This is a genomic window from Rhizobium sp. KNZ14-9A (genome assembly GCF_056755015.1).
In genome coordinates this window covers 841,111-864,629 of record NZ_JBPGXB010000001.1, presented here as the reverse complement: position 1 = coordinate 864,629, position 23,519 = coordinate 841,111, and the positions used below count along the sequence as shown (strand labels likewise).

General features: G+C 57.8%; 16 protein-coding genes and 1 pseudogene. 9 read left to right on the top strand and 8 right to left on the bottom strand.

From position 1 onward, the window contains the following. The first annotated feature begins 141 nt into the window (after positions 1 to 141). Positions 142 to 1,179 carry an IS110 family RNA-guided transposase gene (locus ACR9ZQ_RS04480; protein WP_481427003.1) on the top strand — a complete coding sequence of 346 codons (1,038 nt, stop codon included), beginning with the start codon at positions 142 to 144 and terminating at the stop codon, positions 1,177 to 1,179. Between the two features lie 556 nt (positions 1,180 to 1,735). Here ACR9ZQ_RS04480 and ACR9ZQ_RS04475 read toward each other — a convergent pair. Further along, the gene (locus ACR9ZQ_RS04475; protein WP_481427002.1) at positions 1,736 to 5,737 is read right to left on the bottom strand and encodes an AAA family ATPase; all 4,002 of its coding nucleotides are present in this window, start codon (positions 5,735 to 5,737) and stop codon (positions 1,736 to 1,738) included. Between the two features lie 202 nt (positions 5,738 to 5,939). Between ACR9ZQ_RS04475 and ACR9ZQ_RS04470 the strand changes: the two genes are divergently transcribed. The 3 genes from ACR9ZQ_RS04470 to ACR9ZQ_RS04460 are packed head-to-tail and all read left to right on the top strand — an operon-like array spanning position 5,940 to position 11,696. After that, positions 5,940 to 9,518 (top strand): GMC family oxidoreductase N-terminal domain-containing protein, encoded by a 3,579-nt coding sequence (locus tag ACR9ZQ_RS04470; protein WP_481427001.1) that lies wholly within the window; start codon positions 5,940 to 5,942, stop codon positions 9,516 to 9,518. Continuing rightward, positions 9,431 to 10,030, top strand: a complete 600-nt coding sequence (locus ACR9ZQ_RS04465) for a hypothetical protein (RefSeq protein WP_481427293.1) — start codon at positions 9,431 to 9,433, stop codon at positions 10,028 to 10,030. Before ACR9ZQ_RS04470 ends, ACR9ZQ_RS04465 begins: the two co-directional genes overlap by 88 nt. Then, positions 10,011 to 11,696: an alkaline phosphatase D family protein gene (locus ACR9ZQ_RS04460; RefSeq protein ID WP_481427000.1), complete on the top strand. Its 1,686-nt coding sequence runs from the start codon at positions 10,011 to 10,013 to the stop codon at positions 11,694 to 11,696. The genes ACR9ZQ_RS04465 and ACR9ZQ_RS04460 overlap by 20 nt, the downstream gene beginning before the upstream one ends. 131 nt (positions 11,697 to 11,827) lie before the next feature. On the opposite strand, the gene ACR9ZQ_RS04455 is transcribed toward ACR9ZQ_RS04460, so the two are convergent. Continuing rightward, positions 11,828 to 12,718 (bottom strand): LysR family transcriptional regulator, encoded by an 891-nt coding sequence (locus tag ACR9ZQ_RS04455; RefSeq protein ID WP_481426999.1) that lies wholly within the window; start codon positions 12,716 to 12,718, stop codon positions 11,828 to 11,830. 115 nt (positions 12,719 to 12,833) lie between these two features. Here ACR9ZQ_RS04455 and ACR9ZQ_RS04450 point away from each other — a divergent pair, with 115 nt between their 5' ends. Further along, on the top strand, positions 12,834 to 13,043 hold the full coding sequence (locus ACR9ZQ_RS04450; RefSeq protein WP_481426998.1) for a helix-turn-helix domain-containing protein: 210 nt from the start codon (positions 12,834 to 12,836) through the stop codon (positions 13,041 to 13,043). A gap of 149 nt (positions 13,044 to 13,192) precedes the next feature. Here ACR9ZQ_RS04450 and ACR9ZQ_RS04445 read toward each other — a convergent pair whose 3' ends face one another. Further along, positions 13,193 to 14,107 (bottom strand): LysR family transcriptional regulator, encoded by a 915-nt coding sequence (locus ACR9ZQ_RS04445; RefSeq protein WP_481426997.1) that lies wholly within the window; start codon positions 14,105 to 14,107, stop codon positions 13,193 to 13,195. A gap of 99 nt (positions 14,108 to 14,206) precedes the next feature. On the opposite strand from ACR9ZQ_RS04445, the gene ACR9ZQ_RS04440 reads away from it, so the two are divergent. From ACR9ZQ_RS04440 to ACR9ZQ_RS04430, 3 genes and pseudogenes are all read left to right on the top strand, one after another. Then, complete coding sequence (locus ACR9ZQ_RS04440) at positions 14,207 to 15,103, top strand: pirin family protein (protein WP_481426996.1); 897 nt, start codon at positions 14,207 to 14,209, stop codon at positions 15,101 to 15,103. A 6-nt stretch (positions 15,104 to 15,109) separates the two neighbouring features. Continuing rightward, complete coding sequence (locus ACR9ZQ_RS04435; RefSeq protein WP_481427279.1) at positions 15,110 to 15,727, top strand: NADPH-dependent F420 reductase; 618 nt, start codon at positions 15,110 to 15,112, stop codon at positions 15,725 to 15,727. Positions 15,728 to 16,046: 319 nt separating this feature from the next. Continuing rightward, positions 16,047 to 16,142 (top strand): annotated as a pseudogene (locus ACR9ZQ_RS04430) (hypothetical protein); the annotation flags it as partial. Between the two features lie 55 nt (positions 16,143 to 16,197). On the opposite strand, the gene ACR9ZQ_RS04425 reads toward ACR9ZQ_RS04430, so the two are convergent. The 5 genes from ACR9ZQ_RS04425 to ACR9ZQ_RS04405 are packed head-to-tail and all read right to left on the bottom strand — an operon-like array spanning position 16,198 to position 22,644. Beyond that, entirely contained in the window at positions 16,198 to 17,223 is a 1,026-nt protein-coding gene (locus ACR9ZQ_RS04425) for a histone deacetylase family protein (protein ID WP_481426995.1), read from the bottom strand. A 1-nt stretch (position 17,224) separates the two neighbouring features. After that, positions 17,225 to 18,706 carry an NAD-dependent succinate-semialdehyde dehydrogenase gene (locus ACR9ZQ_RS04420; protein WP_481426994.1) on the bottom strand — a complete coding sequence of 494 codons (1,482 nt, stop codon included), beginning with the start codon at positions 18,704 to 18,706 and terminating at the stop codon, positions 17,225 to 17,227. Between the two features lie 18 nt (positions 18,707 to 18,724). Next, a complete protein-coding gene (locus ACR9ZQ_RS04415) occupies positions 18,725 to 19,807 on the bottom strand; it encodes an ABC transporter ATP-binding protein (protein WP_481426993.1) in 1,083 nt (360 codons plus the stop codon). A gap of 26 nt (positions 19,808 to 19,833) precedes the next feature. Further along, positions 19,834 to 21,276, bottom strand: coding sequence for an amidase (locus tag ACR9ZQ_RS04410; protein ID WP_481426992.1), 1,443 nt, complete (start codon positions 21,274 to 21,276; stop codon positions 19,834 to 19,836). 3 nt (positions 21,277 to 21,279) lie between these two features. After that, the gene (locus ACR9ZQ_RS04405) at positions 21,280 to 22,644 is read right to left on the bottom strand and encodes an aminotransferase (RefSeq protein ID WP_481426991.1); all 1,365 of its coding nucleotides are present in this window, start codon (positions 22,642 to 22,644) and stop codon (positions 21,280 to 21,282) included. Between the two features lie 185 nt (positions 22,645 to 22,829). Between ACR9ZQ_RS04405 and ACR9ZQ_RS04400 the strand changes: the two genes are divergently transcribed. After that, a complete protein-coding gene (locus ACR9ZQ_RS04400) occupies positions 22,830 to 23,507 on the top strand; it encodes a GntR family transcriptional regulator (protein ID WP_481426990.1) in 678 nt (225 codons plus the stop codon). Positions 23,508 to 23,519: the final 12 nt, after the last annotated feature.

The following is a 23,519-nucleotide window of genomic DNA, read 5'->3' as shown; positions in this document are numbered from 1 at the left end:
CAAAAACAGTATAACGGTCGAGAGAATAGGCCGCAAGATAGGATGCTAGCCCTATCGCCTTGATGTTGGAGTGGACGGCCCCTGAACGGCATCGAAATGTGCCAGAATGAGCTGTTAAGATCTCAATCGAAGGGGCCGCCCATGGACAAGATTATTCGTATTGGCATGGATACGTCAAAGCATGTCTTTCAGTTGCATGGCGTGAATGCCGGAGAGAAACCGGTCTTGCGTAAGAAAATGCGACGTAAGGAGATGATCGACTTCTTCACGACCTGCCCGCCAACTTTGGTCGCGATCGAGGCCTGTGGTGGTTCGCATCATTGGGCGCGCTTACTCACCTCATTTGGACATGAGGTAAAAATGATCGCGCCACAACTCGCCAAGCCCTACGTCAAGCGGAACAAGAATGACGCTGCCGATGCCGAAGGGCTCTGCGAGGCGATGAGCCGCCCAACGATGCGGTTCGTTCCGGTTAAGACAGTTGATGAACAAGCGGCACTCATGCTGATCAGCGTCCGTACCCGCCTGATAGCCAAGCGCACCCAACTCGCCAACGCTATACGGGGTTACGCCAATGAGTTTGGTGTCTCCGCAGCCAAGGGGCTGGCACATATTCCGATGCTGCTCGAAAGGGTGCAAGCTGAGAAAACTGTGCCAGAGCTCGCGCAGGAATTGTTCATGAGCCAGGCCGAGGAATACGCTCAACTTGAAAAGAACATTGCTGACGTGGAGGCGAAGTTAAAGGCATGGCAGCGTAACGACGAACGCAGCATACGTCTCAACACCATTCCCGGTATTGGCCCGATCAGTTCGGCTCTTTTGATAATGAAGACACCTGCTCCAGAGCTCTTCAAATCTGGCCGCCAGTTCGCAGCTTGGATAGGGTTAACGCCAAAGGATCACTCGACCGGCGGCAAGCTGCGTCTTGGTTGCATCACGCGGGCCGGCGATGAAGCGCTGCGGGCAGCCTTGGTGGTTGGAGCAACCGCTGTCATTCAGCATGCACGGCGATCTGGTAATGCCTCTCGGTGGCTTACGGCATTGCTTAAGCGCAAGCCACCTAAAGTGGCAGCAGTAGCACTCGCCAACAAGATGGCGCGTATGGCCTGGAAGCTGATGGTCTCCGGCGAGACATACAGCGCAAGACCGGCGTCTGCTCCACAGGGCTGCGCGGCATGATGATCGGCGAGCAAGAACCGAAGAGGCCGTGATCCTTACTCCTTTGTCGAGGTCAACACTTGCAGGATAAGGAGCAGATGGTGTGATCGATCGATCCGGAACACAGGATACCCCGGTGATCCCATTGGCAGCTAGAGGCCGTCTTGATGCTTGGGACCTGTGTTGCGGAAACCATCTTGGCCAGCGTTCATGTGCGAACGCAACAACAGGCCGGACATATGGACGCAAGCGATACGATCAGATTATCTCGAAATATCTTGCGAGTCGGGGGCCGTCCACATATGGGATCTGGACCAACGACCCTGCTGCTACGAATGACTTCCAGTCTCAAAAACGCACAACGCGGCAGCGGCGAAGGCAGCCTTTTGCGTGTTGCCAGGCCCGCACAAATTGCCCAACTGCACCAACTTAGCTATCCCAGGGAATTCTGTTCGGAAAGGGGACTGGCGCCATCGGCAATTGGCAGAGCAGCCGGTTCGCAATCCGCGGGAAGTTGCTGTCCCATGTCACGGCTTTCCGGATGCCCAAGTTGGTTTGCCTCTCACAACGGACCGAGCTATGAGCGCCGCCGCATCTCGGCGGCGATCATCGCTTCGTCTCGTCTCAAAGATGATCGCCGAGCAGACTCAATTGCGTTGCTCCAAGTTGAGATCGCAAGAGAATTTCGACCGTCGAGCCAATGGGAAACACCGTTCCAAAGCCCGTATTGCGCTTCGCCGACTGTAAATACGCGGCGATAGCGTTTGAGCTCGTACAGGGCTTGGCGCTCCCATTCGCGCCATTGACCGTACCTGTTTGAGAGGCCCGCCTCTCGCCCTCTCAAAAGTACTTCGCAAACTCCTGAGATGCCCACAAGCGTGACATGTCCCGTTGGCCGATTGGTGTTGCGCAATAAGCGCAAGGTTTCCGCAGCGGCGCGGATGCTTTTGCCGTTCCGGCCGATCCGAGCGAGGGCAAGGGCAAGCATTCCCTGTGTACAGATATTCTCGCCCACGTCGCCCGATTCCCGCATCGCCTTCGTGATGAATTCGAGGATTTCGACCGCCTCACGCGGATGATCCACATCGATCACGCAGAGCGCCTTGTGCCGGAGCGCCCAGACCTCCTGCTGGAGATTGCCGCTATTTTGCGCTCTCAACAAAAGCTCTTGTGCCGTTTGCTCGAGCACGCCGCCGCGCTCGCCCCGATAATAGAGTGACCAGAAGCGAACCGCCTGGGCATTGCACCAGCGAAGCTGGTCCCCGGCTACCAGACAAAGCTGCTGGCATTGATCAAGACGCCTGCCAACGGCCTCCCAGTCGCAATACCCTATCCGCCAGAGAGCGTCCAAATTGCAGATATAGGCAAGAGCAGCGGGATCCCCGATCAATTTCGCAGTTCGTTCCGCCCTTACCATAAAATAAGCACAGGCACGCTTGCGACCAAGGATGCCCAATCCGCAGGCGAGTTGCGCTGAAGCGACAGCGTTTTCAATTGTCGAGCCGGTGCGCTCCGCATGTGTTACGGCAGCAGCGAGATTGCAAAATCCACTTGAAAATCTGAGTTCGAAATAGTCGACAACGGCAGCTAAGCTCAGGCATCGCGCGATTTCCTGATTCCATGCGTAACGCCCCTCACGCTCCATTCTGCGAGGCGGCGTAGACAGCATTTGCTGAATTGCAAGTCGCAATCCAACCTTCAGCAGGCGAAAGACCGCGTCCCGTCTGGAAGCAGGGGCTGGATAGCCTCCAAGGGAGAGCGCATCGCGTACTGCATCGCCCTGAGCTCGCAAATCACCGCAACCATAGTGAGCTTCGGCAAGTTGTCTTCGACGTCGCACCGCCTCCAAGGTTTCGATGGCATAGCGAGGTTTCTGGCGGGGTTCCTGACTCAGACAGATTTCGAGAAACGCGACTGCTTCCCGATACGCCCCGCTTTGCAGTGCATTCGACGCTGCCAGATCAGCGTAGGTTACCAGCTTGTCCCTGGTCCCGGCCGCCTCGAAATGCTGAACAAGCACCGCGATGTCAGATACAGTTCCGGACGCATGGCTCATCTCGATCATGTCCGCGAGGCTTTTGTGGAGTCTGCGGCGAGCGCTTGACGGCAGCGAATTGTAGACCACGTCGCGGATTTGCTCATGGCGAAACTCGAAGCTTCCCGGATCCGTCCCAGGGCGGATGAAACGCGCATCAACAAGCGCCTCAAGCACGCGTTCCACCTTGTTGTCGTTCATGCTCTCCCTCAGAAGCGACTTCAAGGTGGCCCCCGTGAACGCGCGTCCCACCACGGAGGCAGCCTTCAGGACATCCGAAATTGCGGTTTCCAGACGATCCAGACGCTCCCGAACCGCGCGCTCGACGGCTTCGAAATAGCGAAGGCTGTCGAGAGGCCGAAGCGATCGCCATAATCCTTCCCGCACGGAAATCAATCCGTTGGCTTTCAATGTCAGGGCTATTTCCTCGGCAAAAAGCGGATTGCCACCGGCGAGCAGAACGATACGGTCGGCGAGCGCCTGTTCAGGACGAGCATCGCCCAACGTTCGAGCGACCAGCTCCCGAATGGAGGGGTCACTGAGTTCATCGAGATCCAAAAAGCGGCAGAATCGCGCCGGGTCATCCGGGCTGATGGTGGTCAGGTTCGTCTGCACTGACTTCTTGCGGTGTTGCAGTTTTCGCAGTTCTTGGGGGATCTCCTCGGCACGGACACAAAAAACAGCGAGTATCGAGAGCTCCGCCGAAAAGATCCATTCGGCTAGCCGCCAGGATGCGGAATCAAACCACTGGCTATCCTCGAACACGAGAATGCACGGCTGGGGGAGAAGGGCTAGGAACACATCTCGCAGCAAGCGCATAGTGGCGTCGGCGCGGTGCGCTCCGTGGAGGTGCTGCGTCACTTGATCTTGAGCGATTTCCACACTGAGGACCGAGCCCAACAGGGGCAGCCTCTTTATGACGTCCTCGCGATGCTGGAAGGATTCGGAGATCGCTGCAAGCAACGTCGCACCATCGCTATAAGGGGGCAGATCTACAAGGACGGCCAGCAGCCGCCGCCAAGGCAGGAACGACCGTCTCCGGTCGTCGCGTTCAGCTTGAACGACCCAAACCGGGGCGGTCTCCTGCAACTCATCGACGAATGCACTGACGAGTGACGTTTTGCCGATCCCCGGCTCGCCGGAGATCACGACCATTTGTTTTCCGCCAGCTCGGGTCACGTCATAAGCCTGCCTGAGAAAATCCAACTCAGCGCGTCTGCCAATGAGCTTCCCCTTGGCTGACTTGGCCGCGCGCGGTTCCAAAGGACGGAAAACGGCTGCAACATCCTCCAGCCCATCCAGCTGGAGGGTGCCTTCCTGCTCGAACGAAAATCGGCTGCGGCTGGCACGTTCCGTCGGTGAATCGCACAAGACACCTCCAGAGGCGGCCGTCATCAGCCGCGCCGCGCGATTGAGCGGTGCACCGAGAACGAGAAGCTGGCGACGTCGCGTGGTCCCAACGACGCGGAACAAGGCCTCTCCTGTCGAAACACCAATCGACGCCGTCAAACCCAGATCATCGGTGGCGCGAGTGACTGCGCATGCTGTGGCAACCGCGCGGTAGGGGTCATCGCGATGAAAGCTTCCCCTCGACCCGAAGATTGCCGTGTAGACCAGACCCTTGTCATCAATGTGCAAGGCGCCGGGTGGACCTTCGCGCGCATTCAGTTCCGTCTGAAGTGCTTCGCATAGAGTATGATACTGAGCCAATGCCTGGGCACTTCGGTGATCAAGCCCGACGATGCGTGCCAGAAGCGCCGTGACAGGCCTAATCTCAGTAAGGTCGTCCAACCGCCGGGCAAACGTGAGGTCCGTAGCGGTTCGTGCCCAGAGATCATCACTTGTCTCCCAATCGACGACAGCTTCTCGAAGCTGAGGGGCGAGAAAACCCGACAGCCAATCCACCCCTGGACGGTTCACAACCGTCTCGACTCGCCCACTCTCTGTCAGCTTTCCTAACCAGCCTATCTCGTTGAGCGCCGCCTGCGCCTGCTCCGAGACCGCGTACTGCCATCGCCTTGCCAAAGCCTGGCAACCGGTCGCTTGCAAAATCGCCTCGCCACCAACGATAAGGTTCCATACGGACGGTCCGCCGATCGCACCAGCCCAAATTGCGCCCGCGCCTACACCAATATGAAGTGCGGGACCGACATCTTCCGTGACACTATCAGGCAGCACCCTTCGATCATTGCAAATCGCATCGGCACAGGTAACTGCAGCACTGACCGCTGCTGCAAGGTTATCGTTCTCTGCCGGCCAATAAGCGAGCATCGCATCACCCACAAGGTAGACTATCTCTCCCCCGCGATCGCAAACTTCATCCACGCATCTGGAGTATGAACGATTTAACAGGTTGGGGATTTGGTGAAGTCCCTCCTGCCCTCGATGCGCAAGTTGTTCGACCAGATTCGTGTATCGCGACACGTCGACGAAGATCACTGCCGCCGAAAGCTCAACGGAACCGGGTCGTTCTCCATGTCCTCCATGGAGCCGGCAGAGCATTTCCAAGGGAAGAAAGCTTTCGAAGAGCACCCTCGAGTTCACGATGTGCCTCCGAGTTTGCAGGTGCGCGATAATTTAAAAATAGCCTACAACTTATACTACAAAATCACTTATCCGCAGCATTTTTTTATAGTAAAGTTCCAGCTATGCTAGAGGGGCGCGCTCTGTGGACATCATAAAGTCGCAACGCGCATCGACATGGGTGTCGCACGGCCTGGAGACGCTAGTAGACGAGCACCGGTGGATGGGCGATCCACAGTTGAAGGCGGACGGCGACTACGATTTCGATGTGGTCATCATTGGCAGCGGATATGGTGGCTCGATCGCCGCCGCCGAATTGAGCGCCTGCAGTGAGGATGGCGCTTCTCTGAACATTTGTGTCCTTGAGCGAGGCAAGGAATATCTGTCGGGCATGTTCCCCTCGCGCCTTGCGGATTTGCCCGGGCATGTCCGGTTTGCAACACCATTCGCGCAACGTCAGACCGGAGCCTATGACGGTTTATTCGACATTCGCTGGGGCAATGATGTTGTTGCCGTCCTTGCATCCGGTGTTGGCGGGGGCTCACTGATCAATGCCGGCGTAATGGAAATGCCGCATCCCGACGTTTTTAAAGAATCCCGCTGGCCGAAAGCGCTCCGCGCCGATGGTGGCATGACGGAACTTGCGAAAAACCTCCAGCTCTGGTTGGGTGCCAATGCATTGAATCCCCTCGATTTCAGCAAATATTCGGTCCTCAATCGCTTATCTGGCAAAGAGCCCGTCAGACCCGTACAGGTTTCGCTCGCTCCGCCCCAAGGACCGGATCGTCCAAAGGGAATCGACAACGCTGCAGGCGTGTTCACGACTGCTTGTAACCTCTGCGGCGACTGCGCAACCGGTTGCAATCACAACGCCAAGGACTCGCTTGACCGCAATCTGTTGCGGCTAGCCTGGAGGGACGGTGCCCGGATCGTGACAGGTGCTACAGTGATTTCGGTTGATCCGGCAGAAAACGGAAAGGGTTGGCGCGTCAACGTTAATCACACCGATGCACATCTAAGGGATCGCCAGATCACACCATTCGTCGTACGGGCACGGCGGGTCATTCTGGCGGCCGGCACCTTCGGCTCCACCGAAATTCTAATGCGGTCGGTGAAGCTCGAATTGTCGAGCCATCTCGGGCGCAATTTTTCGGCAAACGGAGACATGATCGCGGCTGTTCACGACCTGCGCGCCGCCCATACGAAGGGCGTGGCCGACGAGACCATCGATCCAGCGGAAGGCGTTCGTGCAATCGGACCGACCATAACGGGGATGATTGATCTGAGAACGGGTGACCCCGAAAGCGACCTGGTGATCCAGGATTTGGCCGTCCCGGGACCGCTCAGGCGGCTCTTTGAAGAGAGCTTTACGACGACGGACGTCCTCAATCGGCTGGTGGCCAGTACGTCGACGGATCAACCCAGTCCATCGCCCGACGATGCGGCGGTGGACTCCGCGGCGTTCAGCAGGTCTCTGCTGCTGGCAATGATCGGAAGGGATACGGCGTCGGGGACGCTCACCGCCGGAAATCCCCCGATAGCTCTCAATGCTGATGGCTTGCTCACTGTGCGCTGGCCCGACCTGCGTCGCGACACCAGGTTTTCCAAGCACCACGAACGGCTCGACGAGCTTCTGAAGCATTCCGGCCTCGATGGCAGGGTCGTAAAGAATCCGATGTGGAGCCCTCTTTCGGATCGCCTTGAACGCGTATTCGGTGCACAACGGGGGCCTCTCGTCACGGTCCACCCGCTTGGCGGCTGCATCATGGCTGATGACGTCCGCAAAGGGGTCACGGATCACTGCGGCCGCGTGTTCGACAATTCGAGATCCTCACCGACCAGTACTTATGACGGCCTCGTTGTTCTGGATGGTTCGATCGTCCCAACATCTTTGGGCATCAATCCCGCGCTGACGATCGGAGCGCTTTCGCTGAGGGCGATCCTCGAACTAAAGAGAAAATGGAACCTCGCCGGTGGCCGACTTGATCGACCTCCCCCTGACGAGCAGCCGGACCAAAGACCAATATTCTCCGTTCCGCGCTATCTGGCCAATCCTGTCCCGACGAAGATTGAGCTCATCGAGCAAATGCGTGGCGACATCGAAATGCGAGGTGCCGATGGGAAGATACGGACCCACAAGGTCGAACTGACTCTGAACACGGAACCTGTCGCCATTTCGGATCTTATTAATTTCAACGCATCGAACGGACGACTATTCAAAATACCGCCAGCCAGCGGCGGCAAACCAGCCGGAGGGCATTTGCGCATCCTCTTGCCGGACAAGACGTTCGACCCCATCTCCCATGACGCCGATCCTCAAGACGTTGCTCTGATTGCCGACATCGACGGATACATCCGTCTCTTTGTGATCTCGCGGCCGACTTTCCGCGTGTTGACAGCCTTCTGGGCTTGGCTGCGCAATCGCGGTTTGCGCGATATTACGCAGACCTTGGTTCAAGTGCTCCGCCAGAAGCTCACAATGGTAGAGAAGGCCGATCTTCCGCGGCAGCCTTTCTCCGACAAAATCCGCGACTTCGTCCGGCTCTTTTCCCGTGCAGGATCAATCAGGTCGATCGAATACGAATTTACAATTCACGATGTACAGGTACCCAATGCTTGCAGCGTGATCGACCCGACATCGTTTGACAAGCAGCCGATCAGCGGCCGGAAACGGCTGACCTATGCACGCTGCTCAAGCCCGTGGGCCCAGTTGATGGAGATGAGGCTGGAGCGATTTCCGGGACTGGTTTCAGGTTCGTTTCTGGGGTGGTGCAAAGCGCCCACTATGACCTTCAATCCGAGATATATCGCCCGTAAAACGGTGCCGCTCATCCGGATCGTGGAGCAACAGGATCGAATGGCGGCCTTGGTCGACCTGGCGTCATTCGGTCTTTATATTATTCGCGTTCTCCTGCAGGTACATGCCCTCAGTTTTCGCATGCCCGACGCGCCAGCCGAACGCGAACCGCGCCGTCTGCCAGGCATCCTTGCCGGCATAGCTCTCCCTCAGATCGATCACATCGTCGTCGATCGTGCGCAGGATCGACCCGTTTACATTCGCTTGGCGCGCTACGATGGCAGGCGTCGGCCGGGATCACCCTCCATCGTTGACCGACCCGTCTTGCTCATCCACGGGTATAGCGCCAGCGGCACCACATTCGCCCACCATTCCGTGAAGGGAAATCTTGTCCAGAAACTAGTGGAAGCAGGCCGCGACGTCTGGGTTCTGGATATGCGCTCCAGCACTGGGCTTGAGACCGCTACCGCGGACTGGGCGTTCGAACAGATGGCACAGAATGATATTCCCCTGGCCATTAAACATGTCAGAGCCGCCTATAGCGACGCCGTGAAAGTGGATGTCGTCACGCACTGTATGGGCGGAGCTATGTTCAGCATGGCGATCCTCAGCGAGCGAGATCGAAACGGCCATCCAAACACACTGCACGAAAAGATCGGACGCGTTGTTTTCTCGCAGGTCGGCCCGGTGATGATGCTGAGTTCCGCCAACGTACTGGCGGCCTATGTCATGCGCTATACGCGCAATTTCCTGCCACTGGAGCGATACGAATTCAGCCCGCGGGGGAAAAGACGCTTGTCGGGCAACTGCTTGACCGTGCGCTTTCGGCAATACCGGTTCCCCGGGCAGAATTTCTGCGGGAGAATCCGTTATGGCCTCCAGGCAAAGCAACCCCGTGGGTCGTTACTCGGCATCGTATGGACGCTCTGTATTCGCGCACCTTCTCGCTTGAGAACCTGTCGAAGTCAGTCCTCGCTCACATCGACGACTTCTTTGGTCCACTGAGCGTCGAAACGGTCTCGCAAGTCATACACTTCTCTGGCTTCAGTACCGTCACCGATCGTTTTGGCGTTAACCAATACGTTAGCCCGAAGCGTGTCCGCGAGCGGATGAAATTTCCGATAATGTCGATCCATGGAGAGGACAATGGCCTCGTAGACGTGGCGACCTTGGCGCTCATGCGGAACATCGTGGTCGTTTACGATGGCAACCCGAAGGCTGAATATCTCAACGGTCACTGGAATGCCGTTGAAACACATCAGACGCGCGATGAAATCGAAAAAATCATCGACGAAGCATGCTTGGCGCCGGATCGAGCCTCCTTGCTAACCTGGCGGATAAAAGGCCATGGCCATCAGGATTGTCTGATCGGGAAAGACGCGGATCGGATATGTGGCGTCATTGCCCGATATCTGTGCCGTGCCGACCCTCCGCCGAACAATATTCCTCAGAAGCCGATAACAAAGTCTCACCAGGTTGAACCCGTGGGAGCGGGACATGGAACCGATTCCGTTTGAAGCCTGGCCACCCGCCTATGGGGTTTGGGCGATCGAAATGAGCTCTTTCTTAAGACTGCTCGTCCACGATAGCGGCGGACGGGGGAGCCCCCACGCCGTCGTAATTGTGCGTGTCGAGCAAAACGGCGATCGGTTGCGGCTCCTCGATCGAAGCGGTAAACCGCTGGGAGAATTCGACGGTCAGGGACTGTTCGACGCCAGCATCTTTCTTTCCTACCTTTGCGATGTCCACGGCGTTTCTCCATACTTTTTCGACGTTCCGATTGCGGACTGGCCCAAAGACGATACGACAAAGATCCTTGTCCTCCTTCTGTACCTGCAGGCTCGCGGTATCGGTGGCAGGACACGGCCGGTCAATATTTATCGCCAAGAGGGCAAGTTTCCGGATGCCGCTCAGCATGGTGACGAAGTCGCATTGGCAAATGAGGTGGCCAACGCCGTGGCGCATGCGCTGAAGCACGATACGATCGCCGATATGAGGGGAGGACTGATCACCGGTACGATCACGAAAAGCCAGCCGGATATTGTCGATCGCGAGAAATATGTTTCCGTCGCGGTTGCCAGCTGCCTGTATCCCGCCGATATCTTCGACCGAATGCCTGATGATGATTTTGCAACAAAAAGCCCTGCAGACGCCTCTCTGCTCGCATTGAACGAAATTCTCGTAGCGCCTGGAGCTCCGACGCTTCTGCTCTTTGCGGGAGATCAGGTCTATGTCGACGCGACAGCTGGCCTGTTCGATCCGAAAGTGAAGGACGGCAGATATCGTGTTCCCTATGAGCGGAGGGCTCAGAGCCGGGGCATCCAGGCCGTCATGCAGCAGGCGTGTCCGCGAGTGGAGATGATACTGGACGACCACGAGATCCGTGACAACTGGGCTCCCAATGACCCTATCGACCTCGAGTTCGGCGACAAAGGAGCAATCGAGCTCGGCAAGGCGGCTTATTTCAAATATCAGCGCGCTTTGAAGCGACCGCTTCGCAACGCCTGGCACAAATTCGAACATGAAGGTTTGCCTGTCTTTATCGGCGACACGCGCACGGAACGAGATGGCCGAAACGTACTCAATTGGCGCTCCGCCGCTATCATGTCGACCATGCAATTCAACGAGGTCTGTGATTGGCTTACGACCCCGAGCTATGCCGATCTGCCGAAATTTGTCCTCACGGGATCCGCCCTTCTGCCCCGCACCATAGGGGTGTCCGAGTATCCAGCGAGCGCGCTCCATTCTGATCGGTGGGACGGATACCCAAACTCTCTGTATTCATTGCTGAAGTTCGCATGCGACAATGAAATCAAGGGCCTGATCTTCATGTCCGGCGATGATCATCTGAGCAATGTTGTCAGAGCAACCGTTACGCGACAGGACGGCCTCAAGCAGTGCGTGTTGCATTCTGTGCATAGCTCACCGCTCTACGCGCCGTATCCGTTTGCCAACAGCATGCCGGAAAACTTCATTGCGAACGAGGTCTTCGCATTCTGCGACCCTGTTAATCCGAGCGGACCCGAATATGCATGCGAGGTCGAGGCAAGGTTCTTTCCCGGGGACGGCTTTGCTGTTGTATGCGCAAGCCGCGCGGAGCAGTGGACCGCCGACGTTCAATTTTTCGCCTGCAATGGCGAGCTTAAAGGACCGAAATTCGAATTGGCTGACTTCAAACGCTGACGATCATCCATCGGAATGGTCGACGAGGTGATCCCCTACGGGAGCATCATGGCCGGCGACTGGCAGAAGAACGCGCCCTGGCGCAAAAGGCGCCAGTAAATACCGGGGAAGGCAACTAGGTTTGCCTTCCCTCACCTGCCCGGCCGCGCGAGCGACCGTGCGATATCGATGATGTCGTCGCGCGAGGCGGTCGGATCCTCGCGGTTCCAGGCGACACCGAGCCCGATCTTGAAATCGATCCCCCGCACCTTCTTCAGTTCAAACCCGCGGTTCGGCAGATCCTGCGTCCATTCCGGCACGAAGCCGATGCCAAGTCCGGCTGAGACCAGCGACACCAGCGAAAAGGTGTCGTCGCAGGTGTAGGCGACATTGTCGGCCAGATCGTGCTCCTCGAATTTCTCCGCGAAATACCTTTCGCTGTAGGAGAGGTTCTGGCGGGAAAACGAGATGATCTTCTCACTGCGCAGATCCTCGAGAATGATCTCGCTCTTCAGCGATAGTGGGCTCTCCTTGGCAACAGCCAGCAGGTAACGTTCATGGGCAATCGAGAAGAAGCGTAATGAGCCGATATTCTCCACCGGCCGGATGAAGCCGAGATTGATGCGGCCGGCCTCGATATGGCGGATGATGTCATCGGTGGTGCCGCTTTCGATATGTAGGCGGATATCGGGATATTTGCGGGCAATGCGCGACAGGAAGGATGGCAGCACGCCGATGGTGGCGGGATAGACGGTGCCGATCGCAATCCTCTTCGCCGTCTTGCCGGCAACCGACCGGGCGATCTCGGCTGACAGGTCTACTTCGCTGAGGATCCTCACCGATCGCTCGTAGAAGGCCGCCCCTGCCCGCGTCAGCTCCACCCGCCGTGTGGTGCGGATGAAGAGCTGCACGCCGAGTTCCTTCTCGAGCGCCATCACCTGGTTCGACAGCGCCGGCTGGGCGATATGCACCTTGGCAGCCGCCCTGCCGAAATGCAGCTCCTCGGCCACCGCGACGAAGTAGGATAGCTGGCGTAGTTCCATTCGTTGATATGCCCCCCGTAAATCGCAGCAAACGATCGGATGCACCGGGCCGCCGCGTGTCGTTTGTAGAGTATACTCCGTAGTTGAATACTCTACAAGCTGCTTGGCTCAGCTTATGGATATACGCGAAGCATTCGCTCGGAATCTTAGGCTGCTCCGACAGGCCAAAGGCCTGTCCCAGGAGGAACTTGCCCATCGAGCGGACCTCGACAGGACATACATCAGTTCTTTGGAGAGAAGCGTATACAGCCCGACTATTGAAGTGGTGGATCGGTTGGCAACCGTCTTGGAGGTTGAAGCGGCGGAGTTGCTCAAAAAATCCTAGGAATTTATCGCGGCGCTTGCGCGTTGACGGTCGGATGGTCGCCTTGAACCAATACGAACCGTCGACCCACTGACCAAGCGTTGAATATCCAGGACGATGAACGGGCCCGTAGGCCGTTGCTACCGCGCCTTGCCTGATCCTGCATTTGTTTAGCCGGCCGCTATCGGATCATCGATATCTTGGCTCTGGAAATGGTCGATTAGAAAGCGAGCGGCCGGTCCGGGAGGTGTGTCCGTTCTATAAACAGCCTGAAGACGGTAAGGGCCGCCTTTGCAGTCAGGAAGATCAAGTTGGACGAGGCGACCTGATTCGATGTCATCGCGCACCATCGGTTCCGGCATGTTGCCCCAGCCGATGCCTTCCTTGAGCAGCATGTGCTTGGCGCCAAGATCGGCTAGACGCCAAGTATGGTTTCCGACGACAGCAAACTCGTGGCCTTGGGTCAGAGGCGATCTGTCTGTCAGGACTAGCTGGATATGGCCCCGAGCTGCGCCCGGTGGATGCGATCCGCCCGCCAGTGGATGGTCCGGCGAAGCGACAGGAATGAGCTTCACGAAGCCCACCCCAATCCGCTCCAACCCCGCGATCTCAACATCGAGTGGGCCACTAATGCCGATCGCGGCGGTTCTATTGAGCACGATCTGTGTCACGGCACCCAAAGCTTCGACATAAAGGCGAAGGGAAACGCTCGGAAATTCCTTCCGAAACGCCTTCAGCGCGTCCATGACGCGGGCGGCAGGAAGCATGACGTCCAGCGCAAGGTGCACCTCCGGCTCTACGCCGCGGAGCATGCTCTTCACCTTGGCTCGAAGATTATCGATGCCGTGGGCGACGCTTTTGGCTTCGGCAAGGACTGTCCTTCCCTCCAAAGTCAGCTGCGGCTTCTTCGTGGAAAGTCGGTCGAAGAGCGTAACGCCCAACTGCGCTTCGAGGTTGGCGATCGTGTAGCTGATCACTGAAGTAGCGCGGTTGAGCTTCCTGGACGCGGCCGCAAAGCTGCCGGTCTCGACGACTGTGATCAAAACTTTGAGCTGATCCAGCGTCGGTTGGCCGGGGTCTGACATTTCTAATTCCTCGAACGTTTTCGCCGAAATTATCTGAGTTTTCCGAAACGTCTAGAGGGCCTACCTTCATTCCATAGAATTTAACCGCCGGAGCGGAAAATGTCCTATTTGTCTAACGCTGACATCGAACAGGTTATCCTGCCCTCGACCCGTGACCTTGGAGGCTTCTCCGTCCGAAGAGCCTTGCCCGCGACTATGCGCCAGATGGTCGGGCCATTTATTTTCCTCGACAGTTTCGGACCGGTTCGCTTCGGCGCTGGCGAAGGCATCGACACCCGTCCTCACCCGCATATTGGTCTCTCGACACTCACTTACCTTCTCGAAGGTGAGCTGCTGCATCGTGACAGTGAAAGCTACGTGCAGTCGATCAGCCCCGGGGAAGTCAATCTGATGGTCGCCGGTTCCGGCATTGTTCACTCCGAGCGGACCCCGGAACATATCCGCAAGGACGGAGGCAAGCTCACGGGACTGCAGAGCTGGATCGCTCTTCCCAAGCAATCAGAAGAGACAGCACCGCTCTTCCAGCACATCGGCGCCGATGAACTGCCAACGACCAATGGCGAAGGCATCAATATGAAGCTTCTCGCCGGCACGCTGCACGGACGGCGATCACCGGCCAGCACCTTCTCTGATCTCTTCTCTGCAGAGATCCAGCTTGAGGCTGGAGCGCGCTACAGGATCGACGGTGAGCATATCGAGCGAGCGATCTTCGTCGTCACCGGTACGATCGAGATCATCGGGCAAGACGGTACGTATGGCCCGGATCGTCTGATCGTGTTCAAGCCCGGCGCAGAGATCGTCGTGAAGGCTAACGAACCAGCGCGGTTTCTTGCCTTCGGAGGCGAGCCGCTTCCTGAAAAGCGGTTTATCCGCTGGAATTTCGTGGCCACTGACCAGGAGCGCATTCGCCATGCTGCCGACCTGTGGCGCAAGCGACAATTCCCCGGCGTGCCAGGCGACGACGAATTCATTCCCCTCCCCGACAACTTCAACTGAAATCCCATCCAATCAAGGAGAACTACCATGACCACCTACGCAATCATCGGTTCTGGCGCGATCGGCTCTGCACTTGCTGAACGTTTTCATGCCGCAGGCGTGGATGCCGTTATCGCCAATACCCGCGGTCCGGCGTCGCTTCAAACAATCACAGACAAGTTTGGCGCTACAGTGAAGGCGGTCGAGCTCGATCAGGCTCTTCAGTCGAACGTCCTCATCCTGGCCGTGCCCTATGACGCCGTACCAGAGGTCGCCCGCAGAAACGCAGTGTGGGATGGTCGTACCATCGTCGACGCGACAAATGCGATCGACTTCCCTGCTTTCAAACCGCGCGACCTTGGTGGTCGGCTGTCTTCGGAAATCGTCTCCGATCTCTTCCCGGGCGCTCAGCTCGTGAAAGCGTTCAATACCCTCCCGGCGGCCGTCCTGGCTGCCGATCCGGTGAAAGCGAGCGGAAAGCGCGTTCTCTTCCTATCAGGTAACTTTCCGGAGGCCAGCAAGAAGGTAGCAGATTTGATCGCGCGCTTGGGCTTTGCGCCGTCCGACCTGGGCAGTTTTAAAGCCTCCGGTTCACTTCAGCATTTCGGGCAGCCACTAGTCGCGCTCAACCTGCTGAGGGACTGAAGCCTCTGAGACCGACCACCTGTCAGGTTTGTAGGATCGTGCATTCGCGTATCGCATCGTTGACCGCATTCCCGATGAGCATCTGGCAGATCTCGGCGTTTCGCGCCTTGGCCTGCTGCTCGGGGATCCGCGACTGGGAACCGAAGCGCCGCGTCGGGCTAAGAGCCCCCGGCTCGCAGAACCGCTGGCGATCGGCGCTCGTACTGGGAAATCAAGTCAGGCTGAAGCAGATCGATAGCCGCGAATTTCGCGGCTATCTTCGCATGACATTATCTAGCAATTTTAGGAACATAGCTGATCAACCGTCTCGCGCGCATTCTTGCCGACAACTGCCGAAAGACGGGTCACGCCGACAGAAGCAGTTCCAATTCTGCACAAGTCGGCAGTTTGTTTCGTTGCGCAAGATCGCAAGCAGACCACGCTGGCCGATCAGCCTTATCTATACGAGCCAATGAAGTTTCTCATCGCCGCTAACGAAGAGAGCAAAAGCCATCAAGAAAGCGAGACGCGACGTACTGCAACTTGTTCAGGTCGTAGCCGCCCTCCTGCACCAGCAGCGCGGGCAGCGAGATACCTCCAAGCAGCGTACCCAGCTTTTCAAATGCATCTTCGGTCAGGGACAGCCCCTTTGCTGGATCGCTCGCGAGTGCATCAAAACCAAGCGACACGACCACAGCCGCGGGTTTTTGTTTAAGCGCTGCGGTCAGGATGTCCTCGACGCCGAGAAGGAACTCCTTGTCGCCCGCCTCTTTTTCTAAGGGGTGGTTCATGTTGGCACCTTCGGCAGACATGCCACCCCTCTCTTCACGAAAACCCGTGAAGTGGGGGTAATAGCCTGCCGGGCTGCGGTGGATAGAGGCAAAAAAGATATTCGCATCGTTCCAGAATATGTCCTGCGTGCCATTCCCATGGTGGACATCCAAGTCGACGATCGCGACGCGTTTGCCCTCCGCAGCCAGTCGCCGAGCGGCAATTGCGGCATTGTTCAGATAGGTTGCACCTCCGCCATAGTCTGGCCCGGCGTGGTGTCCTGATGGACGGCAAAGAGCGTAGACCTGCTGTTCTCCATTCGCGATGAGTTCAGCTGCCGTGATAGCCGTCTGAGCTGCCCAGTAAGCAGCGTCCAAGGTCCCTTCACCCACCGGTGTGATCTGGTCGCGCAGATAAAAACCCGCCTTGGCAACGATCGACCAATCATCCCGATAGGTCTCAGGCCGCGTCTCAAAGGCTGAGGGCACGACGCGACCACGCAAGCCTGATCTTTGCCATTCTCTGTGAGCGAATGCCAGAAAGGACAGGTATTCGCTCGAGTGGACAGCAAAGAGCGCCTCACTCCCATGGTCTAATGCGCACACGACTTCAAGGCCTGCTTCCCTGACGGCTCGCAGCAGAGCATCCAGTCGTTCGGGGACGTCGCGGCTGGGGCGAGGCACGCCGTTCTCGACCACCTCGCCAGGAAGGTGTGACCTGTGGAGGTCGGAATAGACCACCTTCATCTTAGGCGGCCGACCCTATCCCGGCGACGCAAACGTATTTGATCTCCAGGTACTCGTTGATCCCGTACTTCGATCCTTCTCGCCCGAGACCGGACTGCTTCACCCCTCCGAACGGAGCGGCCTCGCTTCCGATGAGCCCGGTGTTGACGCCTACCATGCCTGCTTCAAGTGCCTCGGCCACCCTCCATATTCGGGCATAGTCCCGGGTGAAGAAATAGGACGCGAGCCCGTATTCCGTGTCATTGGCCATCGCGATGACGTCGCTCTCGCTGCGAAACGCGATCAGCGGAGCCAGCGGAGCGAATGTCTCCTCTTTCGCCACCTTCATCCCCTGGGTTACGCCAGTCATTACTGTCGGCTCGAAAAAGTTTCCGCCCAACTCGCTTCTGCGCCCACCAGCAATCACGGTCGCGCCTTTGGAAAGGGCGTCTTCAATGTGCTCCTCGATCTTGGCGACAGCCTTCTGGTCGATGAGCGGCCCCTGGCTCGTTTCAGGATTGCTGCCATTGCCGAGCTTTAGCTGAGCTACCCGCTTCGACAACGCTCTGGAGAATTCAGGTAGAATGCCTTCCTGTACGTAAAACCTGTTAGCGCAGACACATGTCTGGCCAGCATTCCGGAATTTCGAAGCGATCGCGCCTTCCACGGCGATATCTACATCAGCGTCATCGAAAACGATGAAGGGCGCATTCCCACCGAGTTCGAGCGATAGACGCTTGATCTGCGCAGCTCCGCGCTCCATCAGCCAGCGCCCCACTTCGGTCGAACCGGTAAAGCTGATCTTCGCGATCTTGGAATTGATACAAAATTCTTCGCCAATGGCTTTCGCAGGTCCTGTCACGACTGAAAACAGTCCATCCGGAATGCCAGCTTGCTGTGCGAGAAAGGCGAGCGCCAAAGCCGACAAGGGCGTTTGCGACGCTGGTTTGAGAACCATACTGCAGCCCGCTGCAAAGGCTGGACCGGCCTTTCGGGTAATCATGCCGTTTGGAAAATTCCACGGTGTGATGGCGGCGCAAGTGCCCACGGGCTGCTTGAGAACCATCAGGCGCTGGCCCGAAACCGGAGCGGCGATGATATCGCCCTCAATCCGTTTGGCCTCCTCCGCGAACCACTCGATATAGTTGGCGTTGGCGAGGATTTCCCCCTTTGCCTCGCTCAACGGTTTACCCTGCTCGCGCGTTAGTATGAGTGCGAGGTCGTCGCTGTTAGCCACGATCAGATCGTACCACTGTTTGAGCACCACAGCGCGCTCCCGAGCGGGACGTGCAGCCCATGCCTTCCGCGTTTCGTCTGCGATGTCGATCGCATGCCGCACGGCGTCCATGCCAAGGCTGGGAAGGTCTGCGATAGCGCTTCCATCAAAAGGATCGGTCACGGTAATGCGATCAACCGAAGGTGTTTCGACCCATTTCCCTGCCACGAAGGCTCGATCACGCATCAGTTCAGGGTTGCGAAGGTGGAGGTCTCGGAAGGTAGCCATACTAGTCTGTCCTGAAGTTCAAGCCGGGATCAGTACCGCATCGCCGCTGTCCCATCCGAGGGACAACGCCTGAGACGGCTTGATGTCGATGTTGGTGCCTGCATTGGGGACCTTTGCAACGAGGGTGGAAGCCTCGCTGACCCTGACATGCACGCGCTTGTGGTCGCCAAGATAAATTACCTCTTCGACGGTTCCGCCAAAGGTGTTGAGGCACGCCTCAGTGGTATCAAGCCGCACCCGTTCGGGCCGCACCGATATCATGACCCGTTGGCGTTCTAAGAAGTCCATTTGGCTTCGAACGATCATTCTGTGACCGGTCTCTGTTTGGACGGCATATTCATCGCCGTTCCGCCCGGAAATCTCCCCCGCAAGGCGGTTGTTCTCCCCGATGAAGCCTGCAACGAAGGGAGTGGCAGGACGCTCGTACAGTTCAGCTGGCGGAGCCAGTTGTTCGATCTTGCCGGCGTTGAACACTGCTATACGGTCGGACATCGTCAAGGCCTCCGACTGGTCGTGGGTGACATATACCACGGTGATCCCGAGACGCTCGTGCAGGTGTTTTATTTCCAGCTGGAGATGCTCGCGCAAGTTCTTGTCCAGAGCGCCGAGCGGCTCATCCATAAGGACGACGTCTGGCTCGAACACGATCGCACGAGCAAGTGCTATGCGCTGCTGCTGCCCGCCCGAAAGTTGCGCGGGCTTCCGCTCGGCAAAAGCTCCCATCTGGACGACATCTAGAACCTTGCGGACACGATCATGACGTTCGGCTTTGACTATCTTGCGGACGCGCAAGGGATAGTCCAGGTTTTCCCCCACGGTCATGTGCGGGAAGAGGGCGTAATTCTGGAACACCATGCCGATGTTTCGGCGATGCGGTGGTACGGATTCCAAAGAGCGACCGGCGATGCGGATGTGGCCGCCACTGGGTGCCTCGAACCCAGCGAGCATCATCAGACTTGTCGTCTTGCCCGAACCTGACGGTCCCAGCATCGTCAGAAACTCACCTTGAGAGATGGATAGGTTGAGGGTGTCGACGACGAGATTGCGCCCGTCGTAGCTTTTGTCGACATTGATGAATTCCACGTAGTTTGAAGATGACATAGCGGTTCCCCGTTTTATGAATGCGCTTATGCCGTTGCATGGACCGGAGGTCGTCTGCCCGACCACGGGCGAGCTTCCTCAAGCTGAGCGGCAAGTTGAAACAGTGTCCCCTCGTCGTTGAAGCGACCGGTAAACTGTGTGCCGACTGGAAGTCCGGCCGGTGTCCAGTACAGAGGCACGCTCATTGACGGCAGACCGGCCATGTTGGCGAATGTGGTGAATGCCAGGAACTGAAGGAACCGATCCATCACTTCCTCCCCGCCGTGTAGGTCCGCATCGAAGTGGCCCAGGACGGGTGGCGGTGAACCGAGCGTCGGCGTCAGCCAGACATCGAACTCCCCGAGGAAGTTCGCGATCGTCCGGCCGACGCCATGGAACCAGTTGAGGTCCACGAGGTAGTCAGCCGCCGTGATCCTCGAACCCACTTCGAAAAGGTACTGGTTGAAGGTCTCAACCTGCCGGACAAGTGTCTCGGCGGGAACGTTCCTGCCGCGGGCAAGAGCGGTGATCGCGCGGGTCGCAGTCATCGCCCAAAAGCGCTTGTAATAGGTCCGATAGGTTTCTGCATCCAGACTAGGACGGGCCTCGACAACGTCGTGTCCAAGGCTTTCGCAAAGCTCGGCTGCCGCAACCGTCGCGGCGACACAATCAGGATCGACGTAGGTTCCGAGAAGCGACTCTGTCGTGAAGGCGATCCTGAGTCTGCGCGGCGCGGATCGGAGGGTCTGAGCGTAGTCCATCTCCGGAGGGGGAGCTGTATACGGGTCCCCCGCCATCGGGCCCCTTGTCGCGTCGAGCAAGGCGGCGCTGTCGCGCACGGTGAGCGAAAGCACGTGCTCGTTCACGATCCCACCGGTGCTGTCACCGAGGTCCGGACCGAGGCTTATTCTTCCCCTCGAGGGCTTGAGGCCGAACAGCCCGCAGCATGAAGCGGGGATGCGGATCGATCCAGCACCGTCGCCACCGTGAGCGGCGGGGACGATTCCTGCTGCCACCGCTGCACCCGCTCCGCCGCTCGAACCTCCGCTCGAACGGGACGTGTCCCAGGGGTTGAGCGTGGCGCCGAACAATTTGGGCTCCGTGGTTCCAAGCGTGCCAAACTCGCAGAGGTTCGTTTTACCGAACGTGCTGAGACCGGCCTTCCGGTATCTGCGCATCAGTTCGCTGTCATGCTGCGGAACGAAGTCTTTGGTAATTTCCGACGCGCCCGACGTGGGTATACCGGCCATGTGGCAGTAGAGGTCTTTCACCAGAAAGGGCGCTCCGGCGAAGACAGTGTCCGGGGAGGCATCCTCCGCCTCGGCCCGCGCCTCTTCGTGGAGCGGCCTTACGATGGCGTTCACCTGCGGGTTCACGAGCTCCGCGCGGCGTATGGCCGCCTCAAGGAGTTCCGAAGCGGTTACTTCTCCGGATTTGACCAATGCGGCCTGTGCGGTCAGATCGAAGTCTACGAATTCGTCCATGGCCATCGCTCACTTCCCCAGTTCGGCCGAAGCGTCGTCGAGAGCTGCGGCGATACCGTCGACCAGCTCCTCGACCTGGGACTCCGTCATGACGAACGGAGGGCAGATGGAGATCACATCCCCCATGTTGCGGATCATCACCCCATGTGCGCGGCAACGCCGTTCGACAAGCGCGCCCACCTTACGGGCGGGATCGAAAGGGGTCCTCGTGGGCTTGTCCTTAACGAGTTCTATGCCCGCGAGGAAACCCGCGCCGCGGATTTCGCCGATCATAGGGTGGTCCGCGATAGAGGCTTTGAGATTGCCGAACAGGTGCCTGCCAAGCTCGCGTGCGCGGGCGGGAATATCCATTTCACGGTAGGTGCGGAGGACTTCGGCAGCCACGGCCGCCGTCACCGGGTGTCCCGAATAGGTGAAGCCGTGACCGAAGACACCGATGCGGTCCGCTTCGTCGGCTATCGTCTGATAAATGTGGTCTCCTATCACCGCTGCGGCGATCGGCATGTAGCCGGACGAAAGCCCCTTGGCGATGGACATCATGTCCGGAACGAACCCGAACGTCTCGGATCCAAACCAGTTTCCGCTACGGCCGAACCCGCAGACGACTTCGTCTGAAAGGAGCAGGATGTCGTTCCGGGTCAGGATTTCCCGGACACGCGGAAAGTAACCCGCCGGAGGTGAAACGACGCCGCCCGCTCCCATTATCGGCTCCGCGATCATCGCGGCGATGGTGTCGGCACCTTCGGTGGCGATCAGCATCTCAAGTTCGTCGATCAGCCGGTCGCAGTAAGCCTCCTCCGTTTCACCGGGTAGAGCGTTCTTGTAGAAATGGGGCTTCTCGGCGTAGACGACGTTGAGACCCGGAAGATTGAAGCTCTCGTGCATATGCGGCAGGCCACCCAGAGCCGCGCCCATCACGGTGCTGCCGTGGAAGGCCCCTTTGCGGCTGATGATCTTCCGTTTCGACGGCTTGCCCCGCGCGATGTTGTAGTACCAGGCGAGCTTGACCATCGTGTCGTTGGCCTCCGACCCTGAATTCACAAGGAATACCCTGCTGCCCGGGATCGGAGACAATTCCGCGATCTGCTCGACCACGTCCGCGCACGGGTCATTGGAGCGGTGATTGAAGGTGTGGTAGGTGGCTAGCCTCTTCATCTGGGCGGCTGCCACCTCCGCCAGACGGTCGTTCTCGAAGCCGAGCGAAGCGCACCACAGCCCTCCCATACCCTCGAGATAGCGGTTCCCGAGTTCGTCGAGGACGTAACACCCCTCTCCCTTGGATATCATCAGGGGCCCGTCGAGCTCGTGGCGACGGGGATTGGTCTGTGAGTGGAAATGGTACGCCATATCGCGTGACCTGAGCGAATTAAGCACGATAGCCTCCAAAGCGTTCTTGTATTTTATAACTTATAAGTTATCAGGTGGCGTTGGCAACTGTTGTTGTTTGCTTTGGAATAAAATTCGTCACGTTACGGCGCATGATGGGGTTATAAGATATAAGTGGGTTGGTTGCAGGATCCGGTTCAGGTTTGCAGCAGTAGGGACTAGGAGTTGAGACGATGAGCGTGATGGACATGCAGCCGGGGGAGATGGGTAGCCTGTCTGCGAGGATTTATACCAAGCTGCGCGAGGCTCTGATTGTGGGGAGTTTTGCTCCCGGCGAGCGGCTCTTGATGCAGGAACTCGCGGAGAGGCTCGGCACAAGTGTCACCCCTGTGCGTGAAGCGTGCTTGCGGCTTGTGAGCGAACAGGCATTCGAACTTCGTTCGGGTCGATTTGTCGTGGTGCCGGAACTCAGTCAGGATCGTTATGTGCAGATAAAAGTGATACGCACTGCCCTTGAGGGTCTTGCTGCTGAACTGGCGGTAGAGAACGTGTCAGCAGCAGATATCGACCAGCTAAAGAACTTCCACGACTTTTTTGTCGCAAGCGAGAAGTCCGATGACTTCGAGTTTGCGAGATCGGCAAACAGGTCTTTCCATTTTGGCGTCTATCGTCTTTCAAAAATGCCGATGCTCATCGCACAAATCGAGACAATGTGGGTGTCGATGGGACCTATCCTGAATGTGTATTATCGCGAGATCCCACACGATTACGTCGGGGCGGAAGAGCATGAACATCTCTTGGAAGCTCTTCGATTGAAGAACAAGAAGAAGGCCAGGGCGGCGATCGAGAATGATATTACGCGAGCATCAACGAGCTTTTTGCGATATTTCGAAGAACGGGAGCTAGCCTAGCTCCCGTTAACT

Bases quoted from the DNA above. Each gene is read 5' to 3' on its own strand.
- ACR9ZQ_RS04480 (WP_481427003.1), top strand. From the start codon at position 142: ATGGACAAGATTATTCGTATTGGCATGGATACGTCAAAGCATGTCTTT.
- ACR9ZQ_RS04470 (WP_481427001.1), top strand. From the start codon at position 5,940: ATGGGCGATCCACAGTTGAAGGCGGACGGCGACTACGATTTCGATGTG.
- ACR9ZQ_RS04465 (WP_481427293.1), top strand. From the start codon at position 9,431: ATGGACGCTCTGTATTCGCGCACCTTCTCGCTTGAGAACCTGTCGAAG.
- ACR9ZQ_RS04460 (WP_481427000.1), top strand. From the start codon at position 10,011: ATGGAACCGATTCCGTTTGAAGCCTGGCCACCCGCCTATGGGGTTTGG.
- ACR9ZQ_RS04455 (WP_481426999.1), bottom strand. From the start codon at position 12,718: ATGGAACTACGCCAGCTATCCTACTTCGTCGCGGTGGCCGAGGAGCTG.
- ACR9ZQ_RS04450 (WP_481426998.1), top strand. From the start codon at position 12,834: ATGGATATACGCGAAGCATTCGCTCGGAATCTTAGGCTGCTCCGACAG.
- ACR9ZQ_RS04445 (WP_481426997.1), bottom strand. From the start codon at position 14,107: ATGTCAGACCCCGGCCAACCGACGCTGGATCAGCTCAAAGTTTTGATC.
- ACR9ZQ_RS04440 (WP_481426996.1), top strand. From the start codon at position 14,207: ATGTCCTATTTGTCTAACGCTGACATCGAACAGGTTATCCTGCCCTCG.
- ACR9ZQ_RS04425 (WP_481426995.1), bottom strand. From the start codon at position 17,223: ATGAAGGTGGTCTATTCCGACCTCCACAGGTCACACCTTCCTGGCGAG.
- ACR9ZQ_RS04420 (WP_481426994.1), bottom strand. From the start codon at position 18,706: ATGGCTACCTTCCGAGACCTCCACCTTCGCAACCCTGAACTGATGCGT.
- ACR9ZQ_RS04415 (WP_481426993.1), bottom strand. From the start codon at position 19,807: ATGTCATCTTCAAACTACGTGGAATTCATCAATGTCGACAAAAGCTAC.
- ACR9ZQ_RS04410 (WP_481426992.1), bottom strand. From the start codon at position 21,276: ATGGCCATGGACGAATTCGTAGACTTCGATCTGACCGCACAGGCCGCA.
- ACR9ZQ_RS04400 (WP_481426990.1), top strand. From the start codon at position 22,830: ATGAGCGTGATGGACATGCAGCCGGGGGAGATGGGTAGCCTGTCTGCG.